This is a genomic window from Lactiplantibacillus modestisalitolerans (assembly GCF_005405425.1).
GTDB classification, from domain to species: Bacteria; Bacillota; Bacilli; order Lactobacillales; family Lactobacillaceae; genus Lactiplantibacillus; species Lactiplantibacillus modestisalitolerans.
In genome coordinates this window covers 127199-141761 of record NZ_BJEA01000010.1, presented here as the reverse complement: position 1 = coordinate 141761, position 14563 = coordinate 127199, and the positions used below count along the sequence as shown (strand labels likewise).

5 protein-coding genes are annotated in these 14563 nt (G+C 49.0%); 3 read left to right on the top strand and 2 right to left on the bottom strand.

What is annotated here, in order from left to right; translation table 11 throughout:
• Positions 1–49: 49 nt before the first annotated feature.
• The gene (locus tag FFM79_RS06865; RefSeq protein WP_137642731.1) at positions 50–1804 is read left to right on the top strand and encodes a 1-deoxy-D-xylulose-5-phosphate synthase; all 1755 of its coding nucleotides are present in this window, start codon (positions 50–52) and stop codon (positions 1802–1804) included.
• Between the two features lie 221 nt (positions 1805–2025).
• Positions 2026–3420, top strand: a complete 1395-nt coding sequence (locus FFM79_RS06860) for an MFS transporter (protein ID WP_137642730.1) — start codon at positions 2026–2028, stop codon at positions 3418–3420.
• 107 nt (positions 3421–3527) lie between these two features.
• Here FFM79_RS06860 and FFM79_RS06855 read toward each other — a convergent pair whose 3' ends face one another.
• Complete coding sequence (locus FFM79_RS06855) at positions 3528–10082, bottom strand: MucBP domain-containing protein (RefSeq protein WP_170177405.1); 6555 nt, start codon at positions 10080–10082, stop codon at positions 3528–3530.
• Between the two features lie 417 nt (positions 10083–10499).
• Between FFM79_RS06855 and FFM79_RS06850 the strand changes: the two genes are divergently transcribed.
• Positions 10500–11054 (top strand): cysteine hydrolase family protein, encoded by a 555-nt coding sequence (locus FFM79_RS06850; RefSeq protein ID WP_137642728.1) that lies wholly within the window; start codon positions 10500–10502, stop codon positions 11052–11054.
• A gap of 159 nt (positions 11055–11213) precedes the next feature.
• Here FFM79_RS06850 and FFM79_RS06845 read toward each other — a convergent pair whose 3' ends face one another.
• Positions 11214–14420 (bottom strand): MucBP domain-containing protein, encoded by a 3207-nt coding sequence (locus FFM79_RS06845; protein ID WP_137642727.1) that lies wholly within the window; start codon positions 14418–14420, stop codon positions 11214–11216.
• Between the last annotated feature and the right edge of the window lie 143 nt (positions 14421–14563).

Below are 14563 nucleotides of genomic sequence, written 5' to 3'. Positions count from 1 at the left end.
TGCTATCCTTAAATCATCAAGCAAATAGAAAGTGAGCGATTTTTTCATAATGAATACTCCAATTTTAAATCGGATCGAACAACCCGCCGATCTCAAACAACTTAGTTTGGCAGAGTTGACCGACCTCGCTGCCGAACTTCGGCAAGTTTTACTCAACAAAGTTAGTCACACCGGCGGACACGTTGGCCCCAACTTGGGCGTCGTTGAACTAACGATTGCGTTTCACACGGTCTTTAATTCACCAATCGACAAGGTCGTTTGGGACGTATCGCACCAATCGTATACCCATAAAATTTTAACCGGTCGCAAGCAGGCCTGGCTCGACCCCCAGCACTACGACGACGTTAGCGGCTATACCGCGCCCGAAGAAAGTCCCCACGACTACTTCAACATCGGTCACACGTCAACCTCGATCGCCCTTGCAACCGGTATGGCAGTTGCCCGTGACTTACAAGGAAAATCCGGCAACGTCATGGCCGTAATTGGCGATGGCTCCCTTTCCGGTGGCCTCGCACTTGAAGGACTCAACACCGCGGCCACTTTAAATTCAAACCTCATTATTTTAGTTAACGATAACGGGATGTCAATCGCCGAAGACCACGGTGGCTTATACGGCAACTTAGCTGAACTACGGCAAACGAACGGCCAAAGTACCAACAACCTGTTCAAGGCAATGGGCTTAGACTACCGTTACGTGGCAGACGGCAACGATTTACAAACCATGCTGGACACCTTTAAGGCCGTCAAGGACATCGACCACCCCATCGTGCTCCACGTCCACACTGAAAAGGGGCACGGCTATCAACCAGCCATCACTAATAAGGAAGCTTTCCACTGGCACGTTCCGTTCGACTTAAAGACCGGCGAAGCGCTTCATCCTGCAACCGGTGAAAGCTATAATGACGTGATCCACGCTGAACTTGAACATGAATTAACCGATGAAAAGACCCCCATAACCGCAATCACCGCAGCGATTCCGGGCGCTTATGATTTGAAGCGGTTCGGCCGCAAACACCCCGACCGCTACTTTGACGTTGGCATTGCCGAACAAGAATCAATTACCTTTGCAGCGGGCCAGGCTCAACAATGGTTGCGTCCCATCGTCTTTCATTCTGGGACCTTCTTACAACGGGCCTATGACCAGTTATCCCACGACCTCGGCATTAACCGTCTGCCAGTGACGATCATGGTCAAAGGTGGCCAAATCAGCGCCGGCGATCCAACCCATCAAGGCGTCTTTGACGTGGCGATGCTCAGCAACATCCCTAACTTAACGTTGCTCGCACCAACCACCAAGCAGGAATTAACCGCCATGATGCACTGGGCCTTACACCAAACTAACGGCCCAGTTGCCATCCGCGTCCCTGGCAACGACGTGCAAAGTGCACCGCTAGCCGCCGACTTCGACGCGCATAAAATGCGGACCGTTCATGCGGGTCACCAAGTCGCCGTGCTTGGCGTGGGGAGTTTACTGCCGTTAGCCCAAGCTGCCCAAAAGCAATTAGCAACTCACGGCGTTGACGCAACCGTCATTGACCCCCGCGACATTTCGGATCCAGACGGCGCCACCCTCGACGCACTCTTGGCTGACCACCAACTCGTGGTGACACTAGAAGAAGCCAGCCTGAGTGGTGGGTTTGGCGAAAAGGTCAGTCGCCATTATGGCAATACTGCCATGCGCGTCTTAAACCTGGGCGCTGCCAAACGGTTTAACGACCGCGAAACGACCGCCGAACTACTGCACGAATTCAAATTAACCCCCGACCAAGTGGTGAAGACCGTTACGGACGCCCTCGCTAACTAGTTAAAGCTAAACTAAAACCATCAGCCCGGTTATGATTATGACATAGCCGGGCTGATGGTCGTTCATAACAACTTGTAACCAACGAAAGCCTAAGTAGCAGTTTAGAATTCTCGTAATTTTGGCCGTTTTCCAGTATAATCAAGTCAATCAATCAACCGTTCAAGCTATGACAGAGCTAATTGTCATGGCTTTTTTTCGGCCATAAGAAAGAAGCTGTTTTGATGACTAATCCCGTGACCCTCCGCGTTAAACTTTCAATTTTAGCGGTCGGGCTGCTCACGTTTTTGGGTGTTTTAATTGAGACGTCAATGAACGTGACCTTTCCAACGTTAACCAAAGATTTAAACGTCTCCCTGGGAACCGTCCAGTGGCTAACGACCGGCTACCTGTTACTGACGACGATTGTTATGAGTACAACCGCCTTTATTCTGAAAAAATTCAACCCGCGCAATATTTTCCTAGTTGCAGTCAGTTTGTGCTTAATTGGCTCACTAATTTGTTGGAGCGCCCCCAACTTCACCATTCTAATGGCCGGTCGGCTCCTTCAAGCCGTCGCCACTGGTCTGTCAACGCCCCTCATGTTTAGTTTGATTTTTGATCAAATTCCCGCCGCGCGCCTGGGACTCTATACCGGAATCGCAGGGGTGGTCATTTCATTGGCTCCGGCGCTGGGCCCCACGTACGGCGGTATTGTGAACCGGATTTGGTCTTGGCGTGAAATCTTTGTGGGCATCTTACCCCTAATTCTCATCATTCTAATTCTCGGTTGGCTGACCATCCGCGGAACCGCCCGGGGAACGCACGGCGTCCACTTTGATTACCTCGGAGTGGCCGGGTTAGCCATCATTTTCATTACCATCCTGTTTACGTTTGATGAAGCTGGGCGGCACGGCTGGTTGTCCCGTGAGTTTTGGCTAGGTGTGCTGATTGCGCTTCTGTTCGGGGCCGCCTTAACGTGGTACAACCACCGCAGTCGCCGGCAATTAATCGACTTTTCAATCTTAAAATTACCGGTTTTGCGGTTGCGGCTTTTTAGCTACTTTGGCTTGCAATTCATGAACATTGGGCTCTCATTCGTCCTACCAATCTTTGCCCAAACGGTGTTAAAAGCGGACTCCGCTCAAGCTGGTTTGATGCTTCTTCCCGGTTCACTGCTCGGTTCCGTCGTTGGACTGATTGCTGGACAACTCTTTGACAAACGCGGCGCAACGCTCCCACTAATGTTGAGTGGGATTCTGATTACCATTGGCTGTAGCTTATTTTTCTTCACCGCCAGTTCACTAACCCTGATTAGCATTACTTGGATCTACGTTCTGGTACGGATTGGCTTTAACTTTGGCTTCAGTAGCGCCCTTTCCGACGGGAGCCTCCAAGTTCAGGGCGCCCAGAAATCCGACCAGAACTCCTTGTTCAGCATGATGCAACAGTACGCCGGTTCACTGGGAACCAACGTTTTGTCGGTCGTTATTTCGGCGGTGGCCCTCACAACGAGTGATGCCGTTTTAAGTACGGCGCGTGGTGCAACCATCGACTTCGCGATTCTCACGCTTCTCGCCATCTTAATTCTAATTTCCATTATCTACGTCTACTACCGTTACGAACGGCCAACCGCGTAATTGCCAGCAACAAAATAGGTGCCAGCATCCCGCTTAAATGGCGACGATGCTGGCACCTATTTTAATAACTTCGTCCAATTACAACTCTCTTTTATCTGACCACTAATTTAGGAATGTCGCCGGTAACCCAGCCAGCCTAATACGACCAACAACCACGTCCCGAGAATTGCGAGTAGGCCTTGGCGCCGCTCCCTAGTTTGTGGGAGGGTTGGCGGCGTTACTTGGGCCGTATCCGCATTAACCGCCCGGGCCCGTTTCAAAGTTGTCGTAGTTGAGATTGTTTTCTGGACATCCACCCGGGCCACTTCTGGCAACTTGGCTACTGGTTTAGCCGCTGACGTCTCCGATTCAGCCGGTGCCGTTGGTTTAGTTGGCGCTACCGGCTGTTCGGGAGCGATTGGCTCTTGCGGGTCCGTCGGCTTCTCTGGTTCCGTTGGTTGCTCTGGATTCGTTGGTTTCTCCGGTTCCGTCGGTTGCTCTGGCTCCGTCGGCTTCTCCGGTTCCGTCGGCTTCTCCGGCTCCGTCGGTTTTTCTGGATCCGTTGGTTGCTCTGGCTCCGTTGGTTCTACTGGATCAATGACTTGGTACGTTACGGTCGTTTCAAAGTCCGCGCTGGTTGGCGTAACCCCTTCAATTGCGGGTACAACTGCTTGATCAGCTTGATACCCAGCAATCACTGGTGACGGCTGCGCCGCAAAACTAGTTTGCGCCCCCGTCCAATTATGCCAAGTAACGCCTCCCGTCACGAGGTCTTCAATGCCCGTTCGTTCAAAGGTCACTGCGGCCACCACCTGGGGAGCCGCCACCTGACCATTTGCAAACTGATAATTGATCACCCGTCGAACCTGCCGCTGTTCAGACACACTCCGCGTCCCGTGTGCTAAGACAACCTGATAGGTTTGCGGTTCAGAACCAAATTTAACCCCCACAGGGTAACCGTCCGTCACTAACACATAATTTTGTGCCAAGTACGCTTGAATTTGGGCGTTCGTTTGGTAATCACTCACGCTGTCAACGGGTCCACTCAAAGTCTTCGTCGCCAACTGCTGGCCCGTCGTCTGGTCAACGTAAGTCACGGTAATGGTGCCGACCGCAACCTGATTTGGCCGAAATTCCAAGGTCAGCGTTTCCGGCGTCGCCTGATAAACGTAGGTTGGATTAGCCGCCCCGACGTAGGTGTAACCGTCAACGCTTGTGTAAGCGCTTAAATTTTCGACGTCACCAACGTACTTATCCTGACTAAAATGTAGGTCCGGCTTGATTGACTGGCCCGTCGTCTGATCAACGAACCGCACCGTTAACCCACCGGTCTGCTTGGAGAAGTACAGCCGCAACGTTTGCGGACTCACCTTAAAGGTAATTTGGTCTAAATCCATTGGTACAAATGACCGTAACCGCGACCGGAGTTGGTTAGCCAAGTGATATTGATTATAACGGTAACCGGCAAGTACACGCTCGGCCATCAAGTCAATAACGTCACTGACGTATTGACCATCACCGATGACTTTGGCAGTTTGAATCGCCCGCCCCGTATCCTGATCAATGTATTCAATCGTAATCGTACCCGCCGCCTGATCAAAGTACAGCTGAATCGTTTGGGCTTCGGCGGTCAGCGTGACGTTTAAATCCGTTACGGACGCATACCGATAACGGTATTCTGCTAAATGCGTGAGGTCCGTTAAATCCAGTTGCTCGCCAACCAACCCGTTCGTCCCAAGAACCTGCGTTTTAAGGGTCGCGTTAGTTGCGGCGTTCACCCAGTTAACGGTAACGGGAGCGGCCTGCTGAATATAATAAGCAGTCACCGTTTGAGCCGTTGCCGAATAGCTTGTTGGGAGCGTTTGGGGGTCGGTTTCAACCAATCGATAACCCGCTAACGCTAAATAACTCGTCAGATCCAACGCATCCCCAACGAGGGCGTTGGCGCCAAATACTTGGCTAGCCAAAGTCTTACCAGTACGCTGATCAACCAGGTTGACCGTGACCGGTTGCGCTAACTGGTCAAACGCTAACGTGACTTTTTGATTCGTCGCCTGATAAGTCGTTGGTAACGCGTCGCTGGCAGCTTCGTTGAAACGGTAACCAGCCAACGTTAGTAAGTGCGTTAAATCCAGCTTATCACCCACCAGCTGCGTGCCATCGCCAAACGTCTGGGCTGACGCAATGGTTTCGCCAGTCTTTCGATTAACAAAGTTGACCGTAACTGACTGTGCCAACTGGTGGAAGTAAAGCGTAACCGTTTGCGCATCGGCCCCATACACGACGTTCAGGTTCGTCGGGTTGGAAACCATGAACCGGTACCCAGACAGCTCAGTTTCACCAGTCAAATCTTGCACGTCGCCGACTAATTTGCCATCGCCGAACATCTTAGTCGCCTGAAGCGGTTTACCCGTTACTTCGTCGCGATATTCAACGTTGATTACGCCTGCAAGTTGGTCGAAATATAACTTAACTGCTTGCTCTGCGGCAGTAAACGTTGTTGGCAGTTCGCCCGTCTCCTTGGCTTTAAACCGATAACCGGCTTGTTCAAGGTAACTAGTTAAATCTAGCGCGTCACCCACCAGTTGCGTACCATCGCCAATGGTTTGTGCTGACTTAATGGGTTCACCAGTCTTCTTGTTAATAAAGTTGACCGTGATCGATTGCGCTAACTGGTGGAAATAAAGCGTAACAGTTTGTGCATCGGCCCCATACACGATGTTCAGGTTCGTCGGGTTGGAATCCATGAACCGGTACCCGGACAGCTCAGTTTCAGCAGATAAGTCCTCAACATCGTCAACCAATTTACCATCGCCGAATGTCTTAGTCCCCTGGAGCGGTTTCCCCGTTACATCATCACGATATTCAACTTTGATTACGCCTGCAAGTTGATCAAAGTATAGCGTTACTATTTGGCCATCAGCGGTAAAGGTTGTCGGCAGTTCGCCCGTCTCCTCAGCATTAAATCGATAGCCCGTTAAAGCCAGTAAGTGCGTCAAATCAAGCTCATCACCAACTAATTCAGAACCGTCTCCTAATTTTTGAGTTGGTGCAATTGTTTTACCAGTCTTCTTATTAATAAAGCTAACCTTAACTGGTTGTGCCAATTGATCAAAATACAGCGTCACCGTTTGCGATTCAGCAGTGAAAGTCGTTGGCAACTCACCAGTCAACTTAGCGTTAAACCGATAACCCGCTTGTTCGAGGTGGTTGTTTAAATCTAGCGTATCGCCTACCAGCTGCGTACCGTCACCAACGATTTGGGGGAGTTTAATGGCTTCATCAGTTTTCGAATTTATAAAGTTGACCGTGACTGACTTCGCAAGCTGGTCGAAATATAACGTCACTGCTTGTTCTGTGGCTGTAAACGTTGTTGGCAGCTCGCCCGTCAGCTTAGCGTTAAACCGATAACCGGCTTGTTCAAGGTAACTGGTTAAATCTAACCCATCACCTACTAATTGCGTGCCATCACCAACGGTTTGGGGTATCTTGATGGCTTCATCAGTTTTTGAATTTATAAAGTTGACCGTAACTGGCTTCGCAAGTTGATCGAAGTATAGTGTCACTGCTTGTTCTGTGGCTGTAAACGTTGTTGGTAGTTCACCCGTCGCCTTGACGTTAAAGCGATAACCAGCTTGCTCGAGGTAACTAGTTAAATCTAAAGCATCACCAACTAATTGCGTACCATCACCAACGGTTTGTGCTGGCTTAATGGGTTCACTAGTCTTCTTATTAATAAAGTTAACTGTGACTGACTGCGCCAACTGGTGGAAGTAGAGCGTAACCGTCTGCGCATCGACCCCATACGTAATGTTCAAATCAGTGGGATCTGAAGACATGAAGCGATAACCAGCCATCATAGTTTCAGCAGATAGGTCCTCAACATCGCCAACCAATTTGCCATCGCCGAACGTCTTAGTCTCCTGGACCGGTTTTCCCGTTACATCGTCGCGATATTCAACTTTGATTACGCCTGCAAGTTGGTCGAAATATAACTTAACTGCTTGTTCTGTGGCAGTAAACGTTGTTGGCAGTTCACCCGTTACCTTAGCGTTAAACCGATAACCCGCTTGTTCGAGGTAGCTGGTCAAATCTAAAGCATCGCCAACTAATTGCGTGCCATCACCAACGGTTTGTGCTGACTTAATGGGTTCACCAGTCTTCTTGTTAATAAAGTTGACCGTAACTGACTTCGCAAGCTGGTCGAAATATAACGTCACTGCCTGTTCTGTGGCAGTAAACGTTGTTGGCAGTTCACCTGTTACCTTAGCGTTAAACCGATAACCCGCTTGTTCGAGGTAACTGGTGAAATCTAGCGCGTCGCCTACCAGTTGCGTACCGTCACCAACGATTTGGGGGAGTTTAATGACTTCATCAGTTTTTGAATTTATAAAGTTGACCGTAACTGATTGCGCTAACTGGTGAAAGTAGAGCATGACCGTCTGCCCATCGGCCCCATACGTAATGTTCAAATCAGTTGGATCTGAAGACATGAAGCGATAACCAGCCATCATAGTTTCAGCAGATAAGTCCTCAACATCGCCAACCAATTTGCCATCGCCGAACGTCTTAGGCTCCTGGAGCCATGTTCCCGTTACATCATCGCGATATTCAACTTTGATTGCGCCCGCAAGCTGATCAAAGTATAGCGTTACCGTTTGGGCATCAGCGGTAAAGCTTGTTGGCAGGTCACCCGTCTTCTCGGCATTAAACCGATAACCAGCAAGTTCAAGATAACCACCTAAGTCGAGTGCATCACCAACTAGTTGCGTCCCGTCACCAACGGTTTGCGTTTCCACAATGGTTTCATTCGTCTTGGTATTGACAAAGTTAATCGTCACCGCCCGCGCCAGCTGGTCATAGTATAGGTTAACCTCAAGCGGATCAGAGCCATACGTTTGCGTTAATGCATCGGAGGCAGTTACGTCTAGGCGATAACCGTCAACTTGGGAATCAATCTCAACTGAATCGCCAATTTTAGTCTGTTCATCGCCATACGAAAATTGCTTAATACGTTCGCCCGTCTTTTTATCCCAATAGTTAACTGTAATCATGGGGTAATCTAACCAGTTGATTGGGCGGGTCACTAGACCATAAGTCATTAGCCGTAAACCAGTCTCGTTTTCTCCATAATATTGATCAATATAGTCGGCCAAATGGCTTCCAATATAACTTTGCTTATGACCGTATTGTAGAAATTCGAGACTACTATCCACGCTCGGTAAATAATAGCGACCATCGGCTAACTGCTCAATTTCTTGACCGTCACTAGTATAAATTTTACCGTAACGCGCCCGTTCACCATCGATACCAATCATTTCATCCGCCGTAAAAATTAACGGCTGGCCTTTAACGATGTTAATCGGTTCTGAATTCGTAATCGTCTGACCCCAACTTGTTACCCAAGCCGTTTTCCATTTGTCTGAATTGTGATCAATCCCCTTTAATGATGAGTAATCACTAATCTGGTTTTTTCCCACGCAAATCTGCATAAAACCCCCGGCCCCAGTACCCCCGGTATTCATCATCTCCGTCAACCAGCCCGCAATTTGGGCCAACTGTTCGTTAGTCATCCCGTTTGGATTGGGAACGTTTGAAGTCCCTTCCAAGGTCACCGTTTGCAATGGCACCGGATCAATTTTCAATAATTGGGTGACGTCCACGTCATGCCAATCGGGAGTAATTAAATTCAGTGAAGTAAACCGTAAATTTTGCAGGGGCGTTAAGTCAAAACCGCCCTTGCCTTGAATTCCGATATATAGATTCAGTAAGCCCCCATAGTCTTGAAACGCCTCTAACCCAACTAATGAGGTTATCGGTGTTTCATCATAAGTGATGTGAGAACGTGCAATCTTTAGACTATCACTCTTTATTTTCCGAATATCCCCATAAGTCAGTTCCCCATCCATGTCCAATTGCATGCTTTTAAGCACCGTTCCTTTTAGATAAGCATCCTCAAAGTGAACGACATCCGTATCGGCATGCTCAGAAGCGTTTTTGACAGCGCTTTCATTTTTGGCTGAACGTTGCACGGGCTGCTGTGACCGTACCGTGGTCTTCGCTAAAACCGGCTCTGCTTCCGCCGACGCTTGAACGTTCGCAGGGGTAACCACTAATTTATTCACCCCATCGGCACTAGTTGTCCCAGGTTCGGGGTCGTCCGCGGTCGGGTCCTCAGTCACTGCAGGTGCCGCCGACGTTACCGGCTCATCTGCCTCCCCTGATGATGGGGATTCACTCGCACTACTATTATCATCTACTGGCTGTGTGGCGGACGCTTCAGTCTGTGGATTCTGGGCTTGCGATGGCGTTGTGGGTGCCGCTGAAGCTTGCGGTTGCTCCGCGTCCACGTTAGTCGTATTCGTTTGCTTCGAACCCGTGGAATCAGCGCTAGTTGCTATCGACTGCGCTCCCGCGGTTGCGCCATCCGGGTTCTTTTCCCCGGCCGCAATTGGTTGCGAATTCAAATCCACCGTTGTTCGTAACGCCTGACTCCCTGATAATTCGGGAGCCGCTTGCTTCGCTTGTTGACTAACATCAGCAGCCGACGTTACCCCCGTGGTGGCATCAGCCTGCGCATGCGTGGTTAAAAATAAGGCCCCGGATAGCACCAGTGAGACCGTACTCACGTAATACCAACCCTTTTTTTTCGGTGTTTTGATTGGATCATTAATAGGAAACATTGATTCATCCTCCATAAAAATCAATTAAAGCCGCTCACCTGATTGTTCGTCATGCTCATAATTACACACGATCGTCGCGACCAAGTAACCGTTCCATTTTACATTATCGGCTCAACCTATAAGCCCCTTAACAATCCTACCTTATCATATAAAAAAATTAATCGTCAACTTAATCAACCTTTTCTTGTTATTTAATTATTAGCGGAACCTTTGGACTGGTTAGCACTACCATAATCCCGTTTATAAAGCGAGTTAACGCCCTTGGATAATAGTTATCCTAATTAATTATTATTAAATTATTTATACACAAATGAAAAGAATGGCCTTCTAATTGACAGTCTGCCGAAAACTCGTACAATTAATACAAGTTAACTAGTTACCCAAACGTTTACCGAATTACACTGGAGGAGATTTTACATGGCATCTAAGCAGGCACTACTTATCATCGATTACACAAACGACTTCGTTGCTGATCAGGGCGCCCTCACTTGTGGCCAGCCCGGTCAAGCACTTGCGGAACCCATCGTCACGTTAGCCGATCAAATGGCAGCCAATGGTGACTGGGTCTTGCTTCCGACCGACGTTCATACGCCCCACGACCCCTATCATCCCGAAAGCCGCTTATTTCCACCGCACAACGTTCGTGGTACTTGGGGACGCGAATTATACGGCCCCTTAAAAAAATGGTTTGAAACGCACCACGCCGAGCGTAACGTCTGGCAATTTGATAAAACGCGGTACAGTTCGTTTGCAGGAACCGACCTCGATTTACGCCTGCGCGAGCGCCACGTGGAGACGCTCCACTTAGTCGGCGTCTGTACCGACATCTGCGTCCTGCATACCGCGGTTGACGCTTATAATCTGGGTTACCAACTCGTGATCCACGAAAACGCAGTCGCTAGCTTTGACGCTGCCGGTCACGACTGGGCGCTCCGCCATTTTAAAAACAGCCTCGGCGCCGAAATTAAATAGTATGTACAGGAGCTGTGACATGCGCCACAGCTCCTTTTGTGTTTTCCGAATGTTAATAGTCGAAACGCGCGCCAGCTAACTGACTTTTGGCACACTCTCTTTTTTACGTTCTGTCATTAGAAACAGTGCTAAATCAACATTTTCAGCTAACTAACCACTTTACTGACGCTTGCGGAACCAGTACGTGGCGCCAATCAGACCGAGTAAGGCCAGGCCTAATTGCCGCGCCCAACTAGTAGCCTGCTCATCCGTTTGGGGGAGCGTTTTCGACGTCGCTTCATCGCGGGTCGTTTCATCCCGGGTAACAGCACCAGCAGTGATCGAAGTTGCAGCGGCGGCCATTGCGGACTTTTCGTCGACTAATCGCTCATTAGCCGCGGTGTGAACAACGTGACCTAATAGTGATTCACCAAAGTGTGGCCGTAGCACCGCACCAAGCTGATTAAGGTGCTGTGCGGACACTGCCACGGGTTGCGAACCTGCGTCTAAATCGGTAAGCACATCTGCTTGCTGGGACTGGGCCGCTTCATCGTCAGCAGGTGCGGAATCGTTATTTTGATCCGCTGCACCAGTTGAATCTGACGGGGCCGGTTGCGCGGGCTGTTCTGAATCAGTTGGTTGTTCCGAAGTCCCGGGCTGTTCAGACTCGCCTGGTTGTTCTGGTTCTTGGGGTTCACCTGGCTGTCCAGGCTCTTCGGGCTCACCTGGCTGCTCGGGTGTCTCTGGTTCTTGCGGTTCGCCTGGCTGTTCGGGTGTTTCTGGTTCTTGCGGTTCACCTGGCTGTTCGGGTGTTTCTGGTTCTTGCGGTTCACCTGGCTGTTCGGGTGTTTCTGGTTCTTGCGGTTCGCCTGGCTGTTCGGGTGTTTCTGGTTCTTGCGGTTCACTTGGTTGCTCTGGTTCCCCTGGTTGTTCCGGCGTTTCTGGTTCACCCGGGGCAGCGAAATCCTCATCCTTTTCATAAGTGAACGTGATTCCCGTATCCGTGCCTGTGAATTGGCCTGACAAGTCCCCCTCAGTCATGACTAACTTATAGCCCGGAATTGGCTGCGGTGTAATCGTAAAATCGGTATTCAATAGTCCTTGAACAACTTCTTTTTCGGCAATTGGTTGATTATTTTGATCAACATAGTGTAGTGTAACGTTGCCTAATTTCCGTTTAAAAGTCAAAATTAGGTTATGAACTGGTTTGGTGTACATGACCTCAAGCTTGTAGTTTTCATCTACTGCCAGGGGCTTACCATCTAATTCCGCAGAAACGTATTTAAAATAGTCTGACTCGTCCACAACATAAAATTCCCACATATCTTCTAAATCGGCCGGTTCAATCATGTTTACAGGATCATCCGGAATCGCATTACCATCTTGATCAACAAATAAAACGTGTAAAATACTTTGGGCTGGTCGAACAACAACCGTAACCACGTGTAGCTCATCCGTCATTTTCCATTCAGTATCTCCAATAATCTCAATCTCATGAGCTTTCATAAGATCAAATAAATATGTGCCATAATGATAATAACGTTCTATCTCGTAGCAATTCATTTCTACACCAATTGGCGCCGAAAAGTGGATGGACGGCAAGACTGGATTGCCCTGTTCATCGACAAAGTTAATTTGCGCATTCCCATAACTTAAATCCGTTTCGTACGGAATCACAATCGACCCACTAAAAGTATTCGCGTTAATTCCGGACGCTATCGCAGGAATATCCCACGCCATCACAAACTCGCCCGCCTGGCCCAACTGGTCCCATTCAATTGTGTACGCATCAAGATTGTGACCCTTGGCAGTTGCCGTTGCACCGACTTTGACTGGTATCCGTTTACCGTTCATATCTACGGCATACGAAGTCGTCACATATTTGCCAGTTACCGGATCCGCGTGTACCTTGATATTCGGTTCTGTAATCATTTGGTCCGCAATAATGACGGACTGCCCTTTATCAACCAAACTATCGGTAAGTTGATCAATACTTGCAATTTGATTATTCGACAGGTCAACAAATTCTAAGTTATGGAGTATTTGGAGCTGATCTAACGACAGTCGGTTGACGGACGTGCCCCTAACAATTAAGGCCTTCAGCTTCGGCTTCATTCTTAATGCCGTGATGTCCAATAACTTGCTTCGACGCTGTGCACCTTGGTATCCCCACTTATCCAGAGCTTTTTGAGAGACCGTAAAGTCAAATTTTTCCAAGTCCACCATGTATTGCACACCCCAAATGGACGCTACATTCAGAACGGCTTCCATATACGCCCGATCGTCCAACTGTAATTGTTCATCCAATTGGAATTCTTTTAGCTTTGATACCATTTCTGGTTTAATTTGATCAACACTCGTAATCTGAAATCCATATTTTTTTAATTGCTGCAATAAAATATAGCGGAAGTTTTCATCTGGTAACCACGTATCCATATCATGCGGAAAATAATAAGAAACGTCGGCCTGTTCCGCCGTGGTCAACGCCTTCGTCGAAGAATCAGTTCCCTCAGTCGCAGTTAAAATTGGTGCCGCTGACGCCCCCACATTAATCGCACTTTCTGCCAACTGCTCCGCCGGAACCGCAACCATGGAAGTGACCGGCGCTTCATTCGGTATTACCGGTGCTGCTAGGCTCCCCTGGGCTTCGCTAGCCGCACTCGTCTCAGCAGACTGCGCCGCACTTAAATTAGCCACAGCATCCGAACCAACACCACTTGTATTCGTTGCCTGACTGCTCGCAGCACTTAAGCTCGACTGACTTCCAGCACTAGGTGCGGCGTGCCCGTCGCTGATTGGTTCCGTGGTTGCGCTGGATATTGGCTTCTCCGCATCGCTATCAAGGTCGGTTCCATCCGTCCCGGCCGCACTGGTTGTTTGATTGGGCTGACTAGTTGCAGTTTGCGTATCAGTCTGAGCAGCACTAGCCGGTGCATTGGTCGCATTTTCATTCGGCGTACCAGCATCAACTTGAGTGCTAGCGGCCGATTCAAGCTCCGTACTTTGACTGCTAGCATCAGTTTGTGGCGAAACTTGAGCCGGTTGGTCCGCATCAGTTGGTGATAAAGCAGTCGCAACCTGACTGGCAGTGCTAGTTTGCGGCGTGCTACTTACCGTTTGACTGCTCGTATCAGTTTGTGGTGAAACGGCAACCACTGCTGCAGAAGTTACCGCCTCAGGTTCTGGCGTGACGGTGACCGTTTCAATGGCAGGTAACGACGGCGCATCTAACTGCCGATGCTCCTCAACTTTAACTTGGTCGCTTGCTGCTAAAACCTTTAACTGATTACAAAGTAGACCGGTTGACAAGGTCAAACCAACGATAACCCATGTTTTTCCACTCTTATACATTTTATACCGAACTTTCTCATCTCGAATTGCGCGCATGGCGTGTAACTCCCTTCAATTTCTAATTAATTAAACTGGACTCCTCGGAGTATACGAGATGTAATGGGTTTCGTAAAGACACAAAATTAACGGTAAAACGGTGGATTAACCGATTTCAACAATGTTTGAGCGACACGCTTTTT

Excerpts from the sequence above, each read along its gene's own strand:
- FFM79_RS06850 (WP_137642728.1), top strand. The coding sequence starts at position 10,500 with ATGGCATCTAAGCAGGCACTACTTATCATCGATTACACAAACGACTTC.
- FFM79_RS06845 (WP_137642727.1), bottom strand. The coding sequence starts at position 14,420 with ATGCGCGCAATTCGAGATGAGAAAGTTCGGTATAAAATGTATAAGAGT.
- FFM79_RS06860 (WP_137642730.1), top strand. The coding sequence starts at position 2,026 with ATGACTAATCCCGTGACCCTCCGCGTTAAACTTTCAATTTTAGCGGTC.
- FFM79_RS06865 (WP_137642731.1), top strand. The coding sequence starts at position 50 with ATGAATACTCCAATTTTAAATCGGATCGAACAACCCGCCGATCTCAAA.
- FFM79_RS06855 (WP_170177405.1), bottom strand. The coding sequence starts at position 10,082 with ATGTTTCCTATTAATGATCCAATCAAAACACCGAAAAAAAAGGGTTGG.